At 52.9% G+C, this 24,700-nt stretch carries 19 protein-coding genes; 16 read left to right on the plus strand and 3 right to left on the minus strand.

Annotation, left to right across the window (positions count from 1 at the left end; genetic code table 11):
- The first annotated feature begins 24 nt into the window (after positions 1 to 24).
- From IE054_RS15960 to IE054_RS15975, 4 genes are all read left to right on the plus strand, one after another.
- On the plus strand, positions 25 to 306 hold the full coding sequence (locus IE054_RS15960) for a YfcL family protein (protein ID WP_229805209.1): 282 nt from the start codon (positions 25 to 27) through the stop codon (positions 304 to 306).
- A gap of 474 nt (positions 307 to 780) precedes the next feature.
- Positions 781 to 1,380: a FlgO family outer membrane protein gene (locus tag IE054_RS15965; RefSeq protein WP_373293935.1), complete on the plus strand. Its 600-nt coding sequence runs from the start codon at positions 781 to 783 to the stop codon at positions 1,378 to 1,380.
- Positions 1,380 to 2,126 carry a FlgO family outer membrane protein gene (locus IE054_RS15970; protein WP_189408100.1) on the plus strand — a complete coding sequence of 249 codons (747 nt, stop codon included), beginning with the start codon at positions 1,380 to 1,382 and terminating at the stop codon, positions 2,124 to 2,126. The genes IE054_RS15965 and IE054_RS15970 overlap by 1 nt, the downstream gene beginning before the upstream one ends.
- A gap of 5 nt (positions 2,127 to 2,131) precedes the next feature.
- A complete protein-coding gene (locus IE054_RS15975) occupies positions 2,132 to 2,851 on the plus strand; it encodes a FlgO family outer membrane protein (RefSeq protein ID WP_189408101.1) in 720 nt (239 codons plus the stop codon).
- Positions 2,852 to 2,898: 47 nt separating this feature from the next.
- Here the strand turns inward: IE054_RS15975 and mnmC are convergent, their stop codons facing one another.
- A complete protein-coding gene (gene mnmC, locus IE054_RS15980; RefSeq protein ID WP_229805211.1) occupies positions 2,899 to 4,920 on the minus strand; it encodes a bifunctional tRNA (5-methylaminomethyl-2-thiouridine)(34)-methyltransferase MnmC2/FAD-dependent 5-carboxymethylaminomethyl-2-thiouridine(34) oxidoreductase MnmC1 in 2,022 nt (673 codons plus the stop codon).
- A 301-nt stretch (positions 4,921 to 5,221) separates the two neighbouring features.
- On the opposite strand from mnmC, the gene fabB reads away from it, so the two are divergent.
- Positions 5,222 to 6,436, plus strand: coding sequence for a beta-ketoacyl-ACP synthase I (gene fabB, locus IE054_RS15985; protein WP_189408103.1), 1,215 nt, complete (start codon positions 5,222 to 5,224; stop codon positions 6,434 to 6,436).
- A 57-nt stretch (positions 6,437 to 6,493) separates the two neighbouring features.
- On the opposite strand, the gene IE054_RS15990 is transcribed toward fabB, so the two are convergent.
- Entirely contained in the window at positions 6,494 to 7,177 is a 684-nt protein-coding gene (locus tag IE054_RS15990; RefSeq protein ID WP_189408104.1) for a Crp/Fnr family transcriptional regulator, read from the minus strand.
- Positions 7,178 to 7,341: 164 nt separating this feature from the next.
- On the opposite strand from IE054_RS15990, the gene IE054_RS15995 reads away from it, so the two are divergent.
- The 10 genes from IE054_RS15995 to purF all read left to right on the plus strand — a co-directional run bounded on the left by IE054_RS15995 (position 7,342) and on the right by purF (position 20,589).
- On the plus strand, positions 7,342 to 8,094 hold the full coding sequence (locus IE054_RS15995; RefSeq protein ID WP_189408105.1) for a class II aldolase/adducin family protein: 753 nt from the start codon (positions 7,342 to 7,344) through the stop codon (positions 8,092 to 8,094).
- Positions 8,095 to 8,167: 73 nt separating this feature from the next.
- Positions 8,168 to 9,325: a 4-phosphoerythronate dehydrogenase gene (locus IE054_RS16000; protein ID WP_189408106.1), complete on the plus strand. Its 1,158-nt coding sequence runs from the start codon at positions 8,168 to 8,170 to the stop codon at positions 9,323 to 9,325.
- Between the two features lie 51 nt (positions 9,326 to 9,376).
- On the plus strand, positions 9,377 to 10,393 hold the full coding sequence (locus IE054_RS16005) for an aspartate-semialdehyde dehydrogenase (protein WP_189408107.1): 1,017 nt from the start codon (positions 9,377 to 9,379) through the stop codon (positions 10,391 to 10,393).
- Between the two features lie 628 nt (positions 10,394 to 11,021).
- Complete coding sequence (locus IE054_RS16010) at positions 11,022 to 14,585, plus strand: FimV/HubP family polar landmark protein (protein ID WP_189408108.1); 3,564 nt, start codon at positions 11,022 to 11,024, stop codon at positions 14,583 to 14,585.
- Between the two features lie 71 nt (positions 14,586 to 14,656).
- Positions 14,657 to 15,451: a tRNA pseudouridine(38-40) synthase TruA gene (gene truA, locus IE054_RS16015; RefSeq protein WP_189408109.1), complete on the plus strand. Its 795-nt coding sequence runs from the start codon at positions 14,657 to 14,659 to the stop codon at positions 15,449 to 15,451.
- A gap of 209 nt (positions 15,452 to 15,660) precedes the next feature.
- The gene (gene accD / locus IE054_RS16020) at positions 15,661 to 16,509 is read left to right on the plus strand and encodes an acetyl-CoA carboxylase, carboxyltransferase subunit beta (RefSeq protein ID WP_189408110.1); all 849 of its coding nucleotides are present in this window, start codon (positions 15,661 to 15,663) and stop codon (positions 16,507 to 16,509) included.
- The gene (folC, locus tag IE054_RS16025; RefSeq protein ID WP_229805213.1) at positions 16,506 to 17,792 is read left to right on the plus strand and encodes a bifunctional tetrahydrofolate synthase/dihydrofolate synthase; all 1,287 of its coding nucleotides are present in this window, start codon (positions 16,506 to 16,508) and stop codon (positions 17,790 to 17,792) included. Before accD ends, folC begins: the two co-directional genes overlap by 4 nt.
- Positions 17,793 to 17,801: 9 nt before the next feature.
- Positions 17,802 to 18,386, plus strand: a complete 585-nt coding sequence (locus tag IE054_RS16030) for an SPOR domain-containing protein (RefSeq protein ID WP_189408111.1) — start codon at positions 17,802 to 17,804, stop codon at positions 18,384 to 18,386.
- Positions 18,387 to 18,560: 174 nt separating this feature from the next.
- Positions 18,561 to 19,049, plus strand: a complete 489-nt coding sequence (locus tag IE054_RS16035; RefSeq protein ID WP_189408112.1) for a CvpA family protein — start codon at positions 18,561 to 18,563, stop codon at positions 19,047 to 19,049.
- 16 nt (positions 19,050 to 19,065) lie between these two features.
- A complete protein-coding gene (gene purF / locus IE054_RS16040) occupies positions 19,066 to 20,589 on the plus strand; it encodes an amidophosphoribosyltransferase (RefSeq protein ID WP_189408113.1) in 1,524 nt (507 codons plus the stop codon).
- A gap of 51 nt (positions 20,590 to 20,640) precedes the next feature.
- Here the strand turns inward: purF and IE054_RS16045 are convergent, their stop codons facing one another.
- Positions 20,641 to 21,243: a Yip1 family protein gene (locus IE054_RS16045; protein WP_189408114.1), complete on the minus strand. Its 603-nt coding sequence runs from the start codon at positions 21,241 to 21,243 to the stop codon at positions 20,641 to 20,643.
- 509 nt (positions 21,244 to 21,752) lie between these two features.
- Here IE054_RS16045 and IE054_RS16050 point away from each other — a divergent pair.
- Positions 21,753 to 24,656, plus strand: coding sequence for a M14 family metallopeptidase (locus tag IE054_RS16050; RefSeq protein WP_189408116.1), 2,904 nt, complete (start codon positions 21,753 to 21,755; stop codon positions 24,654 to 24,656).
- Positions 24,657 to 24,700 lie beyond the last annotated feature (44 nt).

Consider the following 24,700-nt stretch of genomic DNA (forward strand, 5'->3'; position numbering starts at 1 on the left):
CCAACAACAAGATAGGAGAGCATTGTGCACGCAGCACCTCAGTCGCTGATTGACGAAATCACAAAAATCGAAGCGCAACTGGACGACGTCGTTAATCATGGCAGTGACGATGATTTATTTATTGCCAGTTATCTGCAGGGGCATTTTATGGTTGTCGCGCGCCCCCTGGAAGTCGAGACTGACGCCAGTGTTGAGGATTTAGATGAAGGTATGCGCAAAAGCTTTACGACGGCGTTCAGAAACCGGGAACTGGAGGAAGCCGATCAGGACAAGGTGCTGGCACTGTGGCAGCGGCTGCGCGGCTAGTGCGCAGGCGTGAATCGCAGCGCGCCAACACTATCGCCCGCAGAATTCGCAACCACGTGGCCTCCCAGACGCGCAGAATTATCATCTGAGCGCAAATTGCCTTCAGGCAGGCTGTCAGCCAGACACCTGCTCAACGATGGATTTTTGACTTACCCCGTCAGGTTTGCCAGGGACCGCCTTGATCAGGCACCTGGCTGAGCGCCTCAGCGACGGTTATCTTATTTGCATCTCCACTACCAAATTATGTCGCGAAAACGGCAAAATCCGATAGGTTGCCCGGCAGAGCATTGCCGGTTTGCGCAGTACGCGCGTCAATAAACGGGCGTTGTAGCGTTGGTGTGTTTATTGCAGAAGGCTCTGTCAGAACTGCAGGGCTGATGTTTTCCGTCAGGTCCCCGGAAACGATTTATCTATAAGGGTGATTACATGCGTTACCTCCTGTCAAGCGATGGCAAGTGTCATCGACCACATTGTATGTGGGCTGTGTTGTTCCTGATTGTGGCAGGCCTCTTTGGTTGTCAGAGTGATACGGTAAGTGATCAGCAGCGGGCACAGGCAGAGTTGGTCAGTCAGTCGCCGCTGGGCAATGTTGAGTATCACACCTATGTGCTGGCCAACGAGTTGTTCGACGGATTACGGCCAAACGGTCAGTCACGTTATGCAGTAACAGGCTTTGTCCCTGCCGATACAATGGCCTACAACGGCAACAACCAGCATCCTTTAATGATGCTGGGCCATCAGCTTGAGCAGGGACTGATTACCGAAGCCACAAAACGCGGATTTACCACTCAAGAGTTCAAACTTACGAACGATATTATTATAGGGGATGACAACGATCGGGTGCTGTCCCGGGATATCGCTCAGCTCTCCAGTGTTGAGCGCGTCGATTTTTATGTTACTGGTACCCTGGTTTATCAGCAGTCAGGGGCGATGGTCAACGCACGCATCATTAACGTGCGCAGTAAAGAAGTCGTTGCGGCGGCGACACGATTTTTCCCTGGTGAGCTGTTCTGGGAAAATGAACAGGTCACTCACCGCAACGGACAGTTATACCGAACAGAAGGTAAGAGGTAATGGTTATGAATATTCGCCAGTCAATGCTGGTCCTGGTAGTGGGAAGTCTGTCTCTGACTGCCTGCTCTTCCATGGAGTCGGACAATCAGGCGCAGCAGGACACGCGCTCACGTATGAACGTGGTGGATATTAAAGCCAGTGATCGCGCGCCAGCCCAGATATCCCGCGACGAAGCTGACCGTGTAGACAGCTTTGGTGCTATTGGCCGGCCACAGCTTTACAGCAGTGTGCAGGGCGCCTATAAAGGTAAGCCGCTGAATAAGCACGTGGGCGACTATGTGAAAAACCTGGCCCAGGATCTCATTGCCAACATGGAATACGTGTCGGATAAAACGCCGGTGGGTGTCACCCACTTCGCACTGCTTGACTCTGACCTGCAGCAAACCAATCTGCTGGGACGCCAGATGGCTGAATCATTTATGCATGAGCTGCATAAGTTCCGTATTCCGGTGATCGACTTTAAAGCCACTGACTATATTCGTATCACTGAACAGGGCGACTATGTGCTGTCCCGTGATTATCTGGAATTAAACAGCAGCCTGCCCATTGAGTATGTGCTGACGGGCACGATGACCAAACATCAGGGCGGGGTACTGGTGAACGCCCGCATTCTGGGCATGGAATCCCGCGCCGTGGTTGCCAGTGCTCAGACGCTGGTTCCCTTTTATGTGGTCGATGCGCTCATACCCAGTGATGGCAGTCAGCGCGATGGCACCCGTGATGGTGTAACCCTGAGCAAAGGATAAACCCAATGAGCAGACTGTTACCGTGTGCGCTTGTTCTGTGCGGCTGTCTCTCACTGGCAGCGTGCAGCAGCGTTGAGCAGGCAGCGCGTGATTACTGGTTAAATGATGAAGCCGAGCCGGCCACCGCTGCTGATGCCGACACGCCGCGTGTACCGGAAGGGTCTGGTCTGGCGTACCGGCCTGACTCCCGTGATCGCAAGCATGCAAGACATGCCAGACAGACGCACGCTCAGCGTGATCCGTTACATCAGGGGTTTTCACCCTCGGTGACCCACAAGCGACTTAATGATTATGCCGAGCAACTGGCCATGGGGCTGATGGACAATGCACAGGGGCTCACGCGCGAAGATTTAATCGGCGTGGCCAGCTTTGTCCGGTTTAACCGTTCGCTACAAGACACGACCGTGGTTGGCAATCAACTTGCGGAATATCTGATGGGTGAACTGCAGAGCTACGGTGTTTCAGTTGTCGACTTTAAGCTGGCAAATAACATTGCGGTAACCCCGCATGGCGACTTGGCACTGAGTCGTGACGGGAAAGCGCTGGCATCCTCACTGGCGATGGATCATATTGTCACCGGCACCATGATTGAAGATCCCCGCGGGGTACGCGTCAATGCCCGTATTGTCTCAGTGGAGAATCAGCAGCTGATGGCCAGCGCCAGCCTCTATATTCCCGGCTTTATGGTGCAAAGTGTGATCCCCGCCACCACCACCGGCCGCTAGCCAGCAACACACGCGCTTTTAAGTCGCATCTTCCCTGGAGTTGCAGCTTAACGCGTGTCCTGCCTGCCACGAATACAGTCGCGAATAATAAAGCGGTTTGGGTTAATGGCATGTAACAAATGTGCGGGTAACGGCAGTGGCGCGCCAAGTAGTGCGCTTGTCAGCGTCTGCGCCATTAATGGGGCAGTGGTTAAGCCCCGTGAGCCCAGCGCCGTCAGGGTACTGATGCGCGTAGCCGTTGGCAGCGGCATCATCGATAGCGGTTTACCTTTCTGCAACTCACTGTATAGCCGGCGCTGTTTATCAATCTCTCCGAGTGCGCCACACAGTGGCTGATGATCAGGTACACCCAGACGCACCGCAGCGCGCGCCTGGCCATCGTGCTGTAGCGACGTTATCCAGTCACACCCCGACAAAGCCTGCTGGTGAGTCGTCAGGTTTGCAGCCGATTCCTGCTGACGGGGAGAGGTATCGGTATCTTGCTTAACATAAGTAGAGCCCAGGGCATGGCGGCCGTTCAGTGCGGGTGTCAGGTACCCTTTGTGACACAGTACCTGTTTCAGCTTGCCAAGCACTGGCGTCGTGGGCACCGCCTCTACCTGCCCACGGACCGGCCTGAGCGGCACAGGGGCGAAGGCGGGCAGGCTGATGGCCTGATGGCCCGGTGCCAGAATCAGGTGATCACCGCGAAAATGACGCCCATTGGTACACACCAGTTCTACGTTATGTTGTGTTTCCGTGACTTCTCGCACTTGCGTGTCATACAGGCAGGTAAGAAGGCCGGTTTTGTTGGCGCTTTGCAGCATGGCGGCTATTAAATCAGGCGGTGACAGCCAGCCCCCCAGTGCTATCGATAAGGCTGGAAAGGGCAGCGGTACACCGGCAAGCGCCGACGTGCTTTCGGCATCAGTCAGTGTCACCAGTGTTTCGGGCCACAGTTGCGCGGCAATCAGCTTCTCATGACGGTTTTGGCTTGCGGCGTTAAAACCAAGTTGCAACACCCCGCAAAAGTCGTGGGCGACAGGGTACGCATCGGTAAGTGTATCGTAGTGACGCCGGGCATACAGAAAGCTGTGCGCCTGCAACTGACTGGCGTGACTCGCCTCACCATGAAGCTGCGGATAAAAGCCCCCCTGCGGATTTCCCGATGCTCCGCCTGCAGGTGCCTGTCCCTGTTCCAGCAGCGTCACCTTTATGCCCTTTTCACAGAGCATCTGAGCGCAACAGGCGCCGGCAAGCCCGGCACCGACAATTACCACATGATCGCCGGTGTCCAGCGTTGGCAGCGTATAAGGTGAATAGGGCGGCTGTGGCTCTCTGACGGGCTCTGTTTCCGGCGTAAACTGGCCGGTCAGCATATCGCGCTTGCGGCCAAACCCTTTGCGTTTAGTAATGGTGAACCCTGACGCGGCCAGACCGCGCTTAACCACACCGGCCGCTGTAAATGTTGCGAAGCTGCCCCCGACTTTAGTCAGTCTGGCCATCTGATCAAATAAGGCATCCGTCCACATATCCGGGTTTTTACTGGGCGCAAAACCATCCAGAAACCATGCATCAATGAGCCCCGCTGACGGACAGGCCCAGCTGGGCAGCAGTTCGTGCGCATCGCCCATCCACAGATCCAGGGTTACTGATGCGTCGGCAAATTCAAGCCGGTGGCAGCCATGCATGGCGACCGGGTATTGCGCATCAAGCGTTCGTGCCTGCTCCTGCAGAGCGGGAAAGGCCGAAAGCGCCCGCGACATATCGTCCCGGCAAAGCGGAAACTTTTCCAGCGAAATAAAATAAAGGTGCTGAAGTGGGTGGTCTGGATTCGCGTGGCGAAACGTCTGAAATGCTTGCATCGCGACCAGAAAATTAAGGCCGGTGCCAAAACCGGTTTCGGCTATGACAAAGCTTCGTTGTTCACACGCCTGCCAGCGCGCTGGCAGATCATTGCCTGCGATAAACACATGCCGCGTTTCGTCGATTCCGCTGTCATTGGAAAAATAGACATCGTCATAGTCGTTGGCGACCGGGGTTCCGGCTGCATTAAAGTGGACGGTTGCTGTTTTAGATTTCACCGGCATTTCATATCAGTGGAGAATGGCGCTAAGTTTACAGGTGCACGCACGCAGCGCCAAGCGTATCGCACCCCTTGTGGGTTATCTGGCGGCATACTGAGTGAAACTTTTGTGAACGTTTCATGCCCAAGTACAAGCGTATAGCGAATGGGGGTATAGTGAGTCTCACAGCCTGCAGGCTTGCAAATCGTGCACAGACGCGGCATGTTGCTGACAGCAACTGGGCCATGAAAATTATCGTAAAAGAGCAGACCACTTTGTTCTGTAAAATCGTTACCATAGGCCGCACAAACGCAAAGGGTAGATTATGAAAAGAGCAGTAATTACCGGTATGGGTATTGTATCCAGTATCGGCGTCAATAAAGACGACGTACTTGCGTCGCTAAAATCCGGCAAGTCCGGCATCACTTTTTCTGAACAGTTTGCCGAAATGAAATTGCGCAGCCAGGTGTGGGGTAACATAGATCTGGACGTGAAAGAACATATCGACCGCAAAACCCTGCGCTTCATGGGCGATGCCGCAGCCTATGCCTATATTGCCATGCAGCAGGCCATTGAAGACGGTGGTCTGAGCGAAGATGATATTTCTAACGAGCGTACCGGTATTATCGCCGGTTCCGGTGGTGCTTCCAGCGAAAACCAGGTGCTGTCTGCAGACATTTTACGAGAGAAAGGCGTAAAGCGCATGGGGCCGTACATGGTCCCGCGATGCATGGCATCGACCGTCTCGGCCTGTCTGGCCACACCGTTTAAAATTAAAGGGATTAACTACTCCATCGCGTCAGCATGTGCGACCAGTGCTCATTGTATTGGTAATGCGCTTGAGCTTATTCAACTGGGTAAGCAGGATGTGGTCTTTGCTGGCGGTGGTGAAGAACTGCACTGGACACTGTCGAGCCAGTTCGATGCCATGGGTGCATTATCTTCTAAATATAATGACACGCCAGAAGCAGCTTCGCGCACCTACGACAGCGGCCGTGATGGCTTTGTCAGCTCCGGTGGGGGCGGCATGGTTATCGTCGAGGAACTGGAACACGCGCTTGCCCGCGGCGCCAAAATTTACGGTGAAGTGGTCGGTTATGGCGCCACGTCGGACGGTTTCGACATGGTTGCGCCATCGGGTGAAGGGGCGATCCGCTGTATGAAAATGGCGATGCAGGGCATCGATGAGCCTATCGATTATCTGAATACCCACGGCACCTCGACCCCGGTAGGCGACGTTAAGGAGCTTACTGCAATCCGGGAAGTGTTTGGTAGCAGCAAAGTACCGATCAGTGCGACCAAGTCGCAAACCGGTCATGCACTGGGTGCAGCAGGCGTGAATGAAGCGATTTACAGCTTGCTGATGATGGAAAATAGCTTTATTTCACCGTCAATCAACATCGATAATCTGGACGAAGAGGCCTCTGGCCTGGATATTGTTACCTCGCCTCGGGACGCCACCTTAAATACTATCATGTCGAACAGCTTCGGCTTTGGTGGTACCAATGCAACGCTGGTATTTAAGCGTTTCTCTCAGTAGCCTGACGGATTTGGTGCAGGCCTGACAGGCCTGCACCCGGACCTGTTTAAACCTTCCCTAATTGCCTGCCGCCAGCGCGGCAGGCGACAAAATCGTAATGCGCCGGTATCTCACCTCTATCAACCCCTCATCCTGTAAGGATTGCAGCATCTGATTTACCGTCTGTCTGGAGCTGTTCAGCATTTGAGCAAGCGACTCCTGAGACAGGTTAAGGGTAATAGGTGTCGCATCTGGCAGGATCTGCCCATAGCTGCCCAGCAGCATCAGCAGACGTCTGATTAGCTGTTCACGCAGACTCAGACTGGCGCTGGCATCAATAAACTGAAACGCACTGCGTACCCGGGAACAGAGCAGCCGGGTAAAGTGCGGGTAGAGTGCCGGCTTGGCGCTAAGCAGATGCTGAAACCGTGCGCGCGGGATCATCGCCAGCACTGTGTCCTGCTCGCAATAGACGGTATGGGTGCGCGGCGCGTCATCAAACATTGCAATTTCGCCAAACCAGTTGCCCGGTTCCAGCAGCGTTAGCAGCATTTCCCGGCCTCCTTCAGAGTGTTGTACCACCCGCAAACGACCCTCACAGATCCCATACAATCCGTCTGCTTTGTCGTGTTTTTCATGTACTGTCTGGCCCTGTTTGACCGTACGCAGCCGGACTGCGTTAAACAGGCAGTCCTGAAGTTCGGCAGGCATCGCTGAAAACCAGTCCGGGCGGGAGAGTAATTCTCGATATTGGTTTAACATTTTTGTTACATTGTCGTTTATACGACAGTTTAGTCTAACGGAAGGCCGTACAGTAGAAAATACTTCATTAACGCGCCAAGAGGTCTGTCGAGCTGTGCCGTTTATACAAAGCGGTTGTGTAAAGACCTGCTTGGCCTGAACCAAAGAGACAGCAGGGGAAAACAATGCAATCGGTAAAAAATAGTGTAAGTGAGCAGGAGTGGCAGATGCGGGTTGATTTAGCGGCCTGTTACCGCGCTATCGCGCTGTACGGCTGGGACGATTTGATTTTTACACATATTTCTGCACGGGTGCCGGGGCCGGAGCATCATTTTCTCATCAATCCCTACGGCATGATGTTTGATGAGGTGACGGCGTCCAGCCTGGTTAAAGTTGACCTTAACGGCGATAAGGTAATGGACAGCGACTACGATATTAACCCGGCAGGATTTACTATTCACAGCGCCGTGCATGAAGCAAGAGACGACGCAAAGTGTGTGATCCACTTGCACACGGTGGATGGGGTGGCAGTATCTGTGCAGGATGACGGACTCCAGCCCTATTCCCAGCAATCGCTGTTTCCGCTTGCATCGCTGTCTTATCATGATTATGAAGGCGTTGCGCTGAACCCAGAGGAAAAAGCCAGGCTGGTTAGCGATTTGGGGGACACACAGTTTATGATCCTGCGCAATCATGGCCTGCTGACCTGTGCAGAGAGCGTGGCAGATGCATTTCTGTTTATGTTTATTTTACAGCGTGCCTGCGAAATTCAGCTAAAAGCACAGGCCAGCGGCCAGTCGCTGACGAAAATTGATGCACGGATTGTGGCGGGTATCCGTGCTCAGGCCGCGGAAGTGACCCGACAGGCCGGCGGCTCACTGGCCTGGCCGGGTATTCGACGCCGTCTGGACCGTCAGTTGCCGGGGTACGATAAATAACTCGCTGATACTGGCGAACGGAGGAATAATCAGTTAGCGTACGCACCATAATACGCTGACAGCCCCGTACGCCATGACCATACTAGTAGAAGACACCATTCCTTTTGGCGATGAGTACTTTTCCACACTCGGACACGTTCGGCGATATGCATGGCAGTCCCTTACGCCCGCCGAGTTGTCCGATGTCGACTATCTGGTGGTTCGCTCCACAACAAAGGTGACCCCGGCGTTGCTGGCAAAGGCCAGCAAGCTGAAACTTGTCACCACTGCCACCGCCGGTACTAATCATATGGACACCCACTTTTTAGATAAAGCGGGTATTGCCTGGAATTCTGCCGCAGGCTGCAATGCCCTCGCCGTTGCCGAATATGTGATTAGCGCACTTTTGCATGCAGCCCGGGATAACCGGCTGCGCTGGCCGCAGTGTACAGTAGGTATTGTCGGCGCGGGCAATGTCGGCACAGCGCTGGCACGCGTACTGACGGTGCTGGGCATCAATTACAAACTGTGCGATCCCCCCAGACAGGAAGCCGGCGACCCCCGTGAGTTTGTCAGCCTGTCTGAGGTGCTGAACTGTGACGCCATATCGCTGCATGTTCCTCTCATAAAGAGCGGTAAACATGCGACGCAAGGCATGGTGAATGCGACGGTACTTGCTCAGTTAACAGCTTCTCAGGCGCTTATAAATGCCTGCCGCGGTGAAGTGGTGGACGAAGCGGCGCTGGTTGAGCGCTGTCAGGCAGACGCCCCACCAACCGTGATCCTCGATGTATTTGAAAATGAGCCTGCCATTGATCTCATTACCATGGATCTTGCCTGGTTGGCGACCCCGCATATCGCAGGGCACTCCATCGAAGGTAAAGTGCGAGGCACTCAATTGGTGTACGAACAGGTGTGTCAGGCAATGGGGCTGACACCCACACTGGAACTGGATGACTTTCTAACCGCTGTCGAACCGGTTCATATTCAACTCTCATCCCCTGACGCGAGCAGCCTTACATTGCCGGATCTCACCAGCATTTGGCATAGGGTTTATGATATTCAATATGATGATAGGCATTTTAGAAAAGGCATGGCAGAATCAGATCAGTTCGCGTCGCTGCGTAAGCATTACCGGGTCAGGCGCGAATGTGCGGCGTTCACACTGATGTTCCCGCATACGCTGTCTGCCGGTATCAGACGGCAGCTCAATGGGTTGGGGTTTCGTTTTAGTACCCATCCTCCAATGTAAATTTTAAACGATACCTGCTGGTGTCGTGTTAACGCAGGAGATACTCCCACTATGTCACAAGCCTTCGACGTTGCCGTACTCGGTGCAACCGGTCTGGTTGGTCAGACCATGATTGAAATTCTGGAAGCCCGCGGTTTTCCGGTTAACACCCTGTACCCACTTGCCAGTAAACGCTCGGCCGGCACCACGGTGACTTTCAAGGGCGAAGACGTCGAAGTACTGGATGCCGATACGTTTGACTGGAGCCGTGTGCAGTTTGGCTTTTTCTCAGCCGGTGGCAGCATTTCTGCTGAGATTGCACCAAAAGCTGCAGAGGCCGGTTGCATTGTCATCGACAATACCTCGCACTTTCGCTATGACCCGGAAATCCCGCTGGTCGTGCCGGAAGTGAATAGTCATGCGCTGGCTGACTTCAGAAATCGCAATATCATTGCTAACCCAAACTGCTCCACCATTCAGATGCTGGTGGCACTTAAGCCAATTCAGGACGCTGTGGGGATTGACCGGATAAATGTCAGCACCTACCAGTCTGTGTCTGGCGCGGGTAAAGAGGCCATGGAAGAGCTGGCCAAACAGACGGCGCAATTGTTAAATGCAAAAGAAATCACAATTGATGCCTTCAGTCGCCAGATTGCGTTTAATGCGATTCCGCAAATTGATGTGTTCATGGACAACGATTACACCAAAGAAGAAATGAAAATGGTGTGGGAAACACAGAAAATCATGGGCGACGACAATATTCGGGTCAACGCCACTGCCGTGCGTGTCCCGGTGTTCTATGGCCATGGCGAAGCGGTCCACCTGGAAACACAGCAGCCCATTGATGCAGAGCAGGTTAAACAGCTACTGATGGATTCACCTGGGGTGCGGGTTTATGAAGAAAGAGATGCGTTCCCCACGCAGGTCAGTAGCGCTAGCGGCAACGATCTGGTGCATGTAGGACGTATCCGCAACGACATAACGCATCCGACCGGCCTGAACATGTGGGTCGTGTCTGATAATATCCGTAAAGGCGCGGCCACTAACAGTGTGCAAATTGCAGAAGTACTTATCCGCGACTACCTCTGATAGTGGCTTTACGCTGCTGCCACCCCTGTGTGGCAGCAAAGGCCTTATGGCAAGACTGGGTTACCGCACACAGGCGGTAATCCAGTCCTGGATGAGCTGGCTGTAAATTTTCCCGCCAGCCTGCCGATATCAAATTTAAGACATTCGCTCCGGTCACCTGGCGTGCTGCACGTCGGCATAATGGCCCGTCGTTCAGCGGCTGTGAGTGCCTGCTGGGAAGCGCCGGGGGCACGTTCTGAAAGACGCGTTTGTTGTGTCAGGCAACTTGCCAGGTGCGCCGGTCATTGCCAGCGAAACCTGTCTTGCCGATAGGCATGTCAGAACTTGCTGAATGGCCATAGACTTATTCGCATCTTTCCTAGATCAGGTGCAGTAAGTGGTTTATAGTTTCGACATAGTCACCGACCGCCCTAAGCATTCTGGAGTATTTTTTGCATAGGATTCAGGAATGTAGTCCTGTGACGGGATCCTGACAGTCCAGTTGCGGGAGAAGTAAGCGACATCGTCGCACCGGGGACACGAACAAAAGAATAATAGCAGAGGGACGGGGTCTTATGAGACCCGCACTGCTGCGATTGACCGCCATTTCGGCGTGGTGGTAATGACGCTTGAGGGCAACAGAGACGCTATGAAATTGCATTTGACGGGCACACTGCTTCTGGCATGGGTACTGAGTATCACTCCGCTTATGGCCTCTGCACAGGATGTTGCCACGCAACTCAAAGGGCCTAAAACTGCTACCAGCCAATACTCCGGGCTGGAATACGGGCCCATAGACTCGCAGGATACGCTGTGGCGTATCGCTGAGCGTTACCGGCAAAACAAGAACCTGAGTATTTATCAGGTCATGGTCGCCATCTATGAGCTCAACCCTGATGCCTTCGAAAATGAAAACCTTAATCTGCTGGTTGATGGCGCGACCCTCAAGCTCCCGTCAGAACGCTATATTTCCCGCATTGACAGTGAACAGGCGCGACAGCGATCTGAGCAGGATGATCGTAATTTCTCATCAGCGCAAAATCAGCCCGGCGACAGCCTTAAAAACCTTAAACCCACCGTCCCCCTTGTTAATCAGCAGGATCTCTCTCAAACAAAAAACGATATAGAGCAAAAAATTACGCGGCTGGATGAAGAACAGGCCCGCCAGTTCGACGAACTGCGTCAACAATTTGCTATGTCGCTGGAAAATGTCCAGGCCATTCTCGATGAAAACCGCAAGCTGTATGAGCGGGTTGAAAACGTTAACGAAGATCTGCAAAACCTCAAAGGCCAGGTTGAGGGCGATGTTAAAAGTCAGATAGACACGCAGGTAGCGCTGCAGCAGGAATTGCTGGCTATGATCAAAGAAGAGCAGGCGCAGCGCAAGACAGAGCAATCGAGTGGTCTGATGGCGGCGCTAAGCAGTCCGATGGCGCTTATTATTGGTTCGGGCGTGCTGACGCTGGCATTGCTCGGTGGGGTGGCAGCGTGGTTGCTTGGCCGGAAGTCTCAGCCCCAGCCCGACGACTCGCCACAACCTGTGTCTGCCGCTGCAGATCGTGTAGATACCGACGATGACATTGACGATTTGACCACCGAGCTGTCCAGCGAGCTGGAAGAGAAATCTGAGTTCAGTGATGATGATTTGTTTAATGACGATGATCTTCTTGATGATGTACTTTCCAGCGAACTGGAAGACGCGCTGGATGACGAGCTTGAAAACTTCGCCGAACTGGACGATGACATGCTGGTGCCTGAAGAAGACGACAAGGATGAGTTTGAGTCTGGCGACAGCGAACTGGATCAGAATGAACTGGACAGCCTTTTCGATGAAGATGATTTGTCTGAAACAACGCTGGAGCCTGATGACGACGATGATCTGGAAGGCATTGACCTCTCTTCAGACGATGATGACGATGACGCTTTGCAAGGGGTTGATGAGGACAACGACGCGGCTGAGCACGCACAGCAGGACGACGACGAGGAGCCTGTCCTTCCAGAAGAGGATGATGATGAGGCAGACGAGCCGGAGGACGCGCCGGTCGATCTGGACGAAGAGGACGAGTTTGAAGCGAAGCTGACGGAAGATTCAGTGGCCGAAGAAGACAGCCTGGCCATGTCTCAGGAACAGGTGGGAGTAGCGTCGGATGACGCCTCGCTGAGTAAACCCGATGTCGATGACAGTGATGACAAGCCAGAAATCAGTATTGATGAACTGCTGGAAGATGAAGAGCAGGACACCGATCCCTCACGTCTGAGCGAAGATACCGAGATTAATGAGGATACGCTGGAGAAACTGGACGAGGAAATTAACCAGAAAAACCAGGAAATCGATCGTCTGGCGGATAATATCATTGGCGAGATCGAACAGCTTGAAATGATGGGTGGTCTGTCAGCAGCCGATGACGAGACAGACATCGAAGATGATGAAGAATTCGGTGACACGGACAAGTCGTCATCACAGTCTATTCAGGATCTGGATTCGATTACGGATGATATCGATATTGATGAAATGGAAAACGCTGATGAGTTCAGCGATCCAATTTCAGATGAGCTGATCGAAGAGTTACAGGCAGAAGACGAAAAGTCTGATGCGGCGCAGGACGCCCTGGCCGATGAGCTGCTGGCTGAGCTGGGAGTCGGCGATGACAGCGATGTTGAGGACGCTCAGGCTGATTTCGGTGGGCAGGATGAATCTGACGGTGATGATAACGTCGAACTTGAGGACCCGCTTACCGACGAACTACTGTCGGAACTGGAAGCAGAAACCGAGCCGGATGATGATGCTGGCGGTAACGCAGAGGTGGACGCCGATTCGTTTGATGATCCTCTGACCGATGAGCTGCTGTCTGAACTTGAGGCTGATGATGCGTCACAAGAAACCGATGCAGACACTCAAACAGATGAGACAGTAACGCTTGATGATCCGCTTGCCGACGACTGGCAACCCGATGCCGCTGCAGACGCAAAAGATGACGCAGATGATGACACAGTAAGTGATGTACCAGAGCAGGCTGATGCGCAGGACGAGCCTGCCACACAGCCTGATGAAGACGCTGAGCCGGATGTGATTGCCGACGCAGAAGACAACGCCGATGACACCGTAAGCGAGGAACCGGCGCAGGAAGAAATGCAGGACGAGCCTGCCGCACAGCCTAATGAAGACGCTGAACCGGATGTGGTTGCCGACGCAGAAGACGACGCCGATGACACCGTAAGCGAGGAACCGGCGCAGGAAGAAATGCAGGACGAGCCTGCCGTACAGCCTGATGAAGACGCTGAACCGGATGTGGCTGTCGACGCAGAAGACGACGCCGATGACACAGTAAGTGATGTACCAGAGCAGGAAGAAATGCAGGACGAGCCTGCCGCACAGCCTGAAGAAGACGGACAGGATAAGGCAGAGGCACAACCTGAGAAAGATCAGGACGCGACAGACGCGCTGGACGATGCACTGGAAGACTTTGATCGGCAGATAATGGATGACCTGCCATCAATGACTGACGAAGACTACACGGCGTCGGAAAAACAAGACGGTGAGAGTGACAGCGAAGACTTCGACGACAGTATTCTTAATGCGGCTTATGACGATGCGGATACATTTGAGCTTGAACAGGAGCAGGACGGAGTAGAGCCGGCGAGCAAGGCCGCAGACCCTGAGATCAATGAGCTTGAGGATGTGCCGGGACTGGATGACTGGTTAACCGACAATGACAGCGACAGTGAAGATGAAGAAATCTTCAATGAGCTGGAAAATGCAGAGTTTGACGACCTGCTCAGTTCGATTGAATCAGAGCGGGATGAAGAGGCACGTAAGCCAACGCTGGATAATCCCGATTTAGATCTCGATTCACTGTTAAACGAATCAGAGCCGGATGAGGAAGATAACAAGACTCAACGTAATGCCCGCGAAGACGACTTTCTGGATGTTGAAGCGCTGATGGATGACAGTCTGGATGAAGACGACGAAGATCTGGATGACACGCCGCTGGATCTTGATGTGAGTCTGTCAGAGTTTTCCGGTGTCGGCGATGATGACGACGTCATTGATATCGACAAAGATGCCGGCCAGAACGCCAATCTGGATCTGGCCAGAGCATACATTGAGATGGACGATACCGACAGTGCCAGGGAATTGCTGGATGAAGTGCTCAAGCACGGTGATAACGCGCAAAAGCAGGAAGCACAGACAATACTGGACGCTTTGTCCTGAAGCGACTTCACAGCGCAGGGATAAGTCTTTACACTTAGCCGTTTTTTAATGGTTGTGGAGATTCAGGGAACATGGCTCGTATAGCACTTGGTATTGAATATGATGGCGCGGCGCTCAATGGCTGGCAGCGCCAGCGGGAGGTGCCCAGTGTTCAGCAATACCTCGAGCAGGCCTTAACCCGGGTCGCCAATACGCCCATCAATGTTCAGTGCGCTGGTCGCACCGATGCAGGTGTGCATGCCACAGGGCAGGTAATACACTTCGACTGTGAACACCACCGGCCGGAACGGGCCTGGACACTCGGTGTTAACGCGAACCTGCCAGACTCGGTCGCCGTTACCTGGTGTAAAAGCGTAAGCGATGAATTTCACGCGCGTTTCTCTGCCACCCACCGTCGTTACCGGTACGTTATTTACAATGCAAAACTGCGTCCCGCGATTCTGGGGAAGGGGGTCACGCATGAATACCGGGAGCTTGATACACACAAAATGCACGACGCAGCGCAGGCGCTGGTAGGCGAGCAGGACTTTACCTCGTTTCGCGCTGCACACTGTCAGTCTCATACGCCTTTTCGCAATGTCACACATGTGGAGGTGTCCCGGCAGGGCCGTTATGTTATTATCGATATCCGGGCCAATGCCTTTTTGCATCATATGGTACGTAATATAGCCGGCTCACTGATGGAAATTGGTGCCGGTGAACAGCCGGTAAATTGGATAGCCCAGTTGCTGGCACTTAAAGATCGTACGCAGGCCGCTGCTACCGCAAAACCTCATGGTCTGTATCTGGTTGAGGTCACCTATCCCTCACAATGGGATATCCCCTGGCACCCGGCGGGCCCTTTGTTTTTGTCTGAGCGACCATAGCGTACCAATATAGCCGCCTGCGAAGAGGAAGTTGGTAAGGCAAACGCACGGGAATGACTTCTTAGACCAGTTTTGTTTTTTGCATTTTCCTGTAATGTGGTCTAATACCGCGCTATATTACGAGATTCAAACAACGTTCGCTGTCTGATACAAACAATCACATCAAATCAGTCATGCGTCTGTGACAGTGATAAAAGGATTCGATTTCCATGAGCTGGATTCAAAAAATTCTCCCCCGCACACAAACCTCTACCAAGGGCAATGTACCCGAGGGCATCTGGTCAAAGTGTTCATCCTGTCAGGCGGTGCTGTATCGCAACGACCTGGAGAAACAACTGGAAGTCTGCCCGAAATGTGATCACCACATGCGCATTGGCGCCCGCCGTCGCATAGATTCGTTTTTAGACGAGGGTGACCGTCACGAAATCGGTGCACAGCTTGAACCTCAGGACATCCTGAAGTTTAAAGACTCAAAGCGTTATAAAGATCGTATTAGCGCGGCACAGAAAAGTACCAAAGAGAAAGACGCATTGATTGTGATGCAAGGCAAACTAAAGGGTATGCCTGTTGTCGTAGCGTCTTTCGAATTTGCCTTTATGGGTGGTTCAATGGCGTCGGTCGTTGGTGCCCGGTTCGTAGCAGCGGTCAATACCTGCCTTGAACATAACATGCCACTGGTGTGTTTTTCAGCCAGTGGCGGCGCGCGCATGCAGGAAGCACTCATGTCGCTGATGCAGATGGCAAAAACCTCGGCGGCGCTGGCCAAGCTCAGCGAACGCGGCATTCCCTATATATCTGTGCTGACCGATCCGACCATGGGCGGTGTATCAGCCAGTTTGGCCATGCTGGGAGACATTAACGTGGCTGAACCAAAAGCACTGATTGGTTTTGCGGGACCTCGCGTGATCGAGCAAACCGTGCGGGAGACTTTGCCAGAAGGGTTTCAGCGCAGTGAATTTTTGCTGGATAAGGGCGCGATCGACATGATTGTAGATCGTCGTGAGATGCGGGACCGCCTGCACGGGGTGCTGAGCAAGCTGCACCACGCGCACGCGTGAGCGGAGCGTTATACGGCGACAGGCCGTTGCCCACCACATTAACTGAGTGGTTAGGCTATTTAGAGTCCATACATCCCAGTGCTATTGATATGGGCCTGGCGCGCGTGCGCCAGGTTGCTGACGCGATGACACTATCACTGTCACAGAGCACCGTTATCACAGTTGCCGGCACTAACGGTAAAGGCACAACCTGCCGTCTTATTGAAGCCATTCTGTTAAGCCAGGGCAAAACTGTTGGTGTTTATTCCTCACCCCACTTAACCGATTACCGTGAACGGGTGCGTATCAATGGTGAGCTGCTGGACGAACAGGCCTATTGTGATGCCTTTGCGCGGGTAGAGGCTGCGCGAGACGATACAACTCTCACCTATTTCGAGTTTGGCACGCTGGCCGCGCTGGACATGTTCAGTCAGCAACGACCCGATGTCGTGCTGTTGGAGGTGGGACTGGGAGGACGTCTTGATGCGACCAATATTCTTGATCCGGACCTGGCCGTCATTACGACTATCGATCTTGACCATCAGGCCTGGTTAGGTAACACACGCGACGCCATTGCCCGTGAAAAAGCCGGCATTTTTCGCCGGGACGGTGAGGCGGTCATTGGCGAGTTAGCTGCGCCAGACAGTCTTAAAGCTAAGGTTGATGAACTGAATGTGTCGGCCAGTTGGGCGCAACAGGACTTTATCGTCAGTGAACAGGGCACACACTGGCGCTGGCAGTTTGGTGATACCCAGCTTGACGACTTACCACGTCCGCAGATCCCGTTACAGAATGCGGCTACCGCACTCGCTGTGCTATACCGGCTTGGCTGGCTGCAGGACGATGAGGGGCTGCGCAACAGTATTGCTTCGACATCGCTGGCAGCGCGTTGTCAGCGCATTGCTACGCAACCAGAGGTGATTGTCGATGTAGCGCATAATCCTCAGGCGACGCGTGCGCTTCGTCAGTGGGTTGATCGTCAGACTCAGGCCCCGCTGCATATTGTTGTGGGAATGCTGAATGATAAAGCGATCACAGAAAGTCTGCTACCGCTGACCGACCTGGACGCTAAGTGGTATGCCGCGGGAATTGCAGGTAGCCGGGGATTAACGGCTGATGAACTGATAAAAGCCGCGCAGGACGCGGGGATCAGGCACATCGAGGCTTATCCCAACGTGCGCAGTGCGTATACAGCGGCCTGTGGTAATGCCAGCGAATCGTCACGTATTTTAGTATTTGGCTCTTTCCTTACTGCGGCAGATGTATTAGCGTTGCACTCTGACAGTAGCGGTAGTGAGCAATAGGAGAGAGCTGTGGCGTCGGGATTTCAGAACCGGCTGATTGGAACCGTGATTGTGGTTGCGTTAGCAGTGATATTTCTGCCGGATTTCCTGGATGGCAAAAAACAAAGCAACAAAACGGCGTTTGAAAGCGTGCCTGCCAGTCCGGCAAAAAAGCCTATTGTTAACCCTGAGCCGTTTCCTGGTGAGCGTGTTGCCAGCGGCGCTGAACGGCCTATGGAAATTGTTGACGACGTCGCTGTCGATGCATCGCCTGACGCCAGTGACACCGCTAAGGCGGCTGACGACACGCCGGCCCCTTCAGAGGACACCCTCGCCAGTCAGACCGTTGTGGACAGTCCCGGCGAAGCTGATGATGCCGGTTGGGTAATTCAACTGGGCAGTTTCCGTCATCAAAAAAATGTCAAACAACTGCTGGCGAAACTGGAAAGTGCCGGTTATCGCGCCTTCAGCCGGCCTATTAAAACCAGCTCTGGCCCGCTTACCAAGGTATTTGTTGGTCCTGATCTGGACAAAGCGAAGCTGGAATCGGCGCTTCCTCACCTAAAAACAGTCACTGGGCTGAAAGGCCGGGTAACCGAGTTTAAAGTGCAGTAAGCCGGCATGTTTTCGTTACAGCAGCCCGCATAATGTCTCTGGTATAAACGCACAGAGAATTACAATTGCACACTGGTAATCTACTTACCTTCTGTTAGAATGCGCGCCATCTTGCCGGGGGATAGAAATCGGCCAGCAACGAACGTCGACCTGCGGGTCGCAGACTGAGAGATCATGAACTGGGTAGACTTTTCCATACTGGGTATCATTGCGGTATCTACCTTAATAAGCCTTATCAGGGGCTTTGTGAAGGAGGCCATTTCACTGGTTGTATGGTTCGGTGCGCTTTTCATTGCCAGTCACTTTTATGCCGATCTTGCCGTCTATTTTACAGGCATCACTGACGTCTATTTGCGCAATGGCGCTGCCATCGCTGTGTTATTTATAGCCACGCTCATCATTGGCGGATTATTAAACTATTCAATCAGCCAGTTGGTTGTGGCAACCGGCTTATCCGGCACAGACAGGGCGCTTGGCATCGTCTTTGGTGCATTAAGAGGGGTGCTTATCGTCAGCGCGCTGCTATTCTTTATGGATACCTTCACGCCCTCTGCTGGGTCAGACTGGTGGCAACAGTCCATTCTGATCCCGGAATTTGCAGTCATCATTGAGTGGTTTTTTACGTTTGTAAAAGACAGCTCCAGTTTCTTAAAATCCGCTTGAAATAGGTAACGCAACTATGTGTGGTATTGTCGGAATTGTTGGAAAAACACCGGTCGCGCAGTCATTGTACGACGGCTTAACGGTTTTACAGCACCGGGGCCAGGATGCCGCAGGGATCATGACAATTGATCAGAATATGTTCAATCTGCGCAAGGCCAACGGACTTGTTCGGGACGTTTTTCATACCCGTCATATGAAGCGCCTGACCGGTAATATGGGCATTGGTCACGTGCGTTATCCTACCGCTGGATCATCAAGCTCTGCCGAGGCGCAGCCATTTTATGTGAATTCGCCTTTTGGCATTGCGTTTGCGCATAACGGTAACCTGACTAATGCGCACGAGTTGCAGGAAGAAGTGTTTCGTATTGCCCGCCGTCATATCAATACCACATCAGATTCAGAATTGTTGCTGAACATTCTGGCGCATGAACTACAGGAAGCGACCGACTTTACGGTTACGGCAGACGATATTTTCGAAGTCGTAACGAAAGTTCATAAGAAAATTCGTGGTGCCTATGCTGTGGTGGCTGCCATCATCGGGCAGGGCGTGGTGGCATTTCGCGACCCGCATGGTATTCGTCCGCTGGCACTGGGCAAACGCGTGACCGAAATGGGTGAAGAATACATGGTCGCCTCAGAAAGTGTGGCGCTTGATGCAGTCGGCTTTACGTTTATTCGTGACGTTGCGCCTGGTGAGGCTGTATTTATTACTGAAGCTGGCGAGTTGCACACTAAACAGTGCGCTGAGAACCCGGTAACTGCCCCCTGTATTTTTGAATTTGTTTATTTTGCCCGCCCTGACAGCTTTATCGACGGGGTGTCTGTGTACGCATCGCGGGTGAATATGGGCCGTAAGCTGGGTGAGAAAATTGCACGTGAATGGGCCGACATGGACATTGATGTCGTGATCCCGATTCCCGAGACGTCCATGGACGTTGCCCTGCAGATCGCGAATACGCTGAAACTGCCTTACCGTCAGGGCTTCGTGAAAAACCGTTACATTGGCCGCACGTTCATTATGCCGGGCCAGACAATGCGTAAAAAGTCAGTTCGCAAGAAGCTCAACGCCATTTCTTCAGAATTTAAAGGCAAGAACGTGCTGTTGGTTGACGATTCCATCGTACGCGGTACGACGTCGGGACAAATTATTGAAATGGCCCGTGAGTCTGGGGCGAAAAAAGTATACTTTGCTTCTGCCGCGCCAGAGATTCGTTTTCCCAATGTTTACGGCATTGACATGCCATCAGCGAACGAGCTGATTGCGTACGGCCGTGAAATTGATCAGATTGCCGATCTGATTCAGGCTGATGGGCTGGTATTTCAGGACTTAACAGACCTGGTAGATGCAGTTAAAGAAGAGAACGACAATATTCAGCGTTTCGAAACCTCGGTATTTGATGGCAATTACATTACGGCTGATATCGATCAGGAATACCTTGAACGGGTAGATATGGCGCGTGGGGAAAAGACCCGCAATGCGCCGGTTCTGCAGGCCGAGCTGAGTAATCTGGATCTGTACAATATGGATTCACAGGACTAAGCCATATTTCACAGGACTAAGCCATAAAAAAAGCCGCTTTCGCGGCTTTTTTTAATTGTGTACGTAAACCGGTCCCATACCCGAGCTCCATAAAATGACTGACAGTGCCATCAGGATCACCAGCAGCACCAGGCCGCAGGTCACCACAGAGCTGGAGTAGATAAAGCCTTTTTCTTCTGGCATATGCAATAAGATAGGTACGCCAGAGTAAAGCAAATAAACGGAATAACTGATACCGACCAGCATGGCGGTCATCACGAACCACAGCTCAGGATACAAACCTGCAAATCCGACCATAAACAGTGGCGTTGCCGTATACGCAGCCAGTTCCAGAGACTGGGTCAGGCTCGGCTCAGCGTCAAACGACTTGGCAAGTTCGCGAATAAGTATAGCCAGTGCGACGACACCCACTACCAGACCTGCATACATACCGATCGCCATCATCATGGCACTTTGCTGCGTTAGTGTGATCAGCTCACCAGCACCAATGCTCCAGCCGGTATGTACCGACGAATAATAGGCAACGAGGGCGGGTATAAGTGCAATTACAGCAATATGACTAAGGGCGTAAAAATAGCTTTCGTGGCGTTTATCAATTGTCTGCCACTCTTCTTTCGGGTGTGTATAAATGCCGACAAGGTGGTTTAGTATCATAGTGGTTCACCCTCTGAACAGATTAATGCCGCATGCTGTGAAATGTTTACAAAATTCACAACTTGTTTACATCGAGTCTGCAACAGGTTGGGTATGAGATCAACAGATATGTGTAAAAAATCAGCGATATGGGGAAAAACCAGCCAGTTTCGCGACGTGACATCCTCTCGGCGACGACTTTTCTGACAATGACGGCCAGTAACGGCTAGGACCGTCAGGCGTAAGGTTTAAAGAAAATGCGCAGGCGGTTCAGCCCGGCTAGTGCTAAAAGCGTTCATTATAGCGCCACCACTTTGCGCCGTAACCGGGCACGCGTCCTGGTGACCCCGGTGTACTGATGTAGCTCAGCCAGTTATCCCTGCGCTCATCACGACGTCAGGCAGCGTAAACGCATTAAATCGCCAGGTTAGGTTGTCTCAACGTGATAAATTTGACGAAAGTGTAAGCAAGTCACACTATCATTAGGGAAGACTCAAAAAGTAAAAAATAAAAAATAAAAAGGAACAGATATGGGAACACGCTCAACATGGCTGGCTATCGTGTTCAGCCTGATAACGCTGCCTGCCCAAGCCGCAGTATTAATGTCGCCTGTCAAAGACGCAGATTTGCAGTATGACGGCATATTGCTCGACGGTACCTATGACAGCACTATCACGCATCCCGACGAGCTGCTCGGGTTTAAAGTGGGGACGCGCGTGGCAACCCCGGCACAGATCCATGCTGCGGTGATGCACTGGGCAGAACAATCTGAGCGACTGCACGTGGTAGAGTACGCACGCAGTCACGAAGATCGTCCGCTGATTGCCGCGTTTGTCGGTCGTCCTGACAACCTTGCGCGCCTTGATGAAATTAAAGCAAATCTTGGCAAGCTTGCCGATCCGCGCAGTACCACCGATCGCGAGGCCAGCGAAATAATCGAAGAACTACCCGCTGTTGCCTGGATGGCCTATTCAATTCATGGCAATGAGACATCGGGGGCGGATGCGGCGATGGCCGCTATTTACCATCTGATTGCTAGTCAGGACAAATCGGTAACAGACTTAATTGATGATATGGTGGTAATAATCGATCCCATGATGAATCCGGATGGCCGTGCCCGGTTTGCCAAGTCGCTTGAGCAGTATCGTGGTACCGCGCCCAATGTCGATGACCAGTCACTGCTGCACATTGGCGACTGGCCTTACGGAAGAACCAACCACTACTTTTTCGACCTAAACCGGGACTTTTTCTATCTCACTCAGCCTGAGACAGTCGGGCGTGTCGAACTGATTAATCAGTGGCGTCCTCAGCTGATGATAGATGGTCACGAAATGGGGCCACAGGACACCTATCTTATGGGACCGCCGCGACAGCCACTGAACGATAACATCGATCCTAATCTGCAGAAGTGGGCAAAAACCTTTGCCCGGGAGCAATCAGCGGCGTTTGATCAGCGGGGCTGGCGCTACTATACCGGTGAATGGTTTGAAAACTGGTATCCTGGTTATTCTAACTATGCCGAATACCGCGGCTCGATGCATATTTTGTACGAGCAATCGCGCATGGCGGAAGATGGCGTACGGCGTCCGGAGGGCACCGTGCAGACATACCTTGAGTCGGTACATCACCAGTTTGTATCTACCTTCGCCAACCTGCAAACACTGGCAAAACATAGCCAGGCCATGTATCAGGATTTCTGGCTGGGACGAAAAAACAATGTTTCGTCGAAAGGTAAATTTGCTAACCGCAGCTACGTGATCCTGGCCAATGACAACCACGGCCGCACGCAGGCGCTGGTCGACCGGCTGCTTGCTCAGGACATTGACGTTTATACCGCAGAGGCGGATTTCGACGTGGATGAAGCGACCAATCATTTAGGTAGTACGTTAGAAGACGTGATCATTCCTGCAGGCAGTATCGTGGTCCCCAACCGTCAGCCTGAGGCACCGCTGATTGCTGCCATTCTTGAGTTTGACGCCGGTGTCAAGGACGCGGTGCTGCTGGAAGAACGACAAAAAACGCTGCGTGATGGATCGTCCATCATGTATGACACTACCGCGTGGAACCTGACCATGATGTATGGGCTCAAGAGCCTTACTGTGCCAGAGCACCTGACCCGCAATCTGAAGCCCTACAAAAAGCCCGTGGTTACCAGTACACCTCAAACCGATGCGGTGGCATGGATGGTCGATGGCGGGGATGACCGTTCTGTCGCATTCGCTGCACGAATGATGGAGCGGGGCGCAGCGGTGCGGTTTATCGATAAACCTTCAGAATTTGCCGGTAAAGCTTTTAACCGCGGGTCGGTGATGGTGACTGTGACCGATAATCCGCACAATGACAAGCTGGCGCAACTGGCCAGCACCACAGCCAGTGAACTCGATATAGCACTGGTTGCAACAAACAGTGGCTTCGGGGAAGGGGAGCTGCCCGACTGGGGCGGTGAGCATTTCCGGCTGCTTGAGAAGCCGCAACTGGGTATTATTAGCCACGGCGACTTCTCCAGCTACGATACAGGGGCAACATGGTGGGGCGTGGATGCCAGTTTGGGGATCCGCCATAGCAAGCTGGACAGTAACGCACTGGCGTATACCGATCTTCGCCGCTACAACGTACTGGTCCTGCCCAGCGGCAGATGGGAGCCAGATAAAGCGACACGAGAAGCGCTTACCCAGTGGGTCGAAAACGGCGGTACGCTGATTGCACATGGTAACACTGCCGGCCAGCTGGCCAGCAAAGACGGAATAGGTAACGTCCGGGCGCTGCAAAACAGTTTTGACAGCGCCGTTGATTACAATATTGCGCTTCAGCGGGAATGGCTTGCCACCTCGGAGTCACTGAATACCGACAAGGTGATGTCTCACACACTGAATACGCAATTTAGTTTCCCGTGGGAAGATACCCTGAAACCATTGAAAGAAGATGAGCTAAAACGGCGCGATAAATGGCTTAGCATGTTCATGCCAAGTGGCGCTATGGTATCCGGCCGTACTGACCAGCAGCACTGGCTGACAGCAGGAACGCCCGCGGAACTGCCATTGTTGTACACCGATCAGCCACTGCTGATGTCTGGCAGTGACTCTCAGGCCGTAATTCGTGCGGGTGTTTATCAGCCTGCTAGGGGCGGAAATAAGCGCGTGAACCGGGACGAAGGAAGTTCAGACGGGGGTAATAAAAAGCAGGCGAACTGGTGGTTTACGCTACCTGAGGATCAGGCGTTGCATGTGCGAATGAGCGGACTGATTTGGCCTGAAGCCTCTCAGCGTATCGCCAATACGGCGTACCTTACTCGTGAACAGATCGGCAATGGCCAGGTGATCCTGTTTTCCGGACAGCCAAACTTCCGCGGCTCGGCGCGCGGTACTAACCGGCTGTTATTGAACGCTATTGTTTACGGGCCAGGACTGGGCGCTGAACCACGCATTGCGCTGTAAGCAACTAATCAGATGCGCAGCTCTGTTGCCAGCGCTGCGCACTC

This window comes from Alteromonas halophila, from assembly GCF_014651815.1.
Taxonomy (GTDB): domain Bacteria; phylum Pseudomonadota; class Gammaproteobacteria; order Enterobacterales; family Alteromonadaceae; genus Alteromonas; species Alteromonas halophila.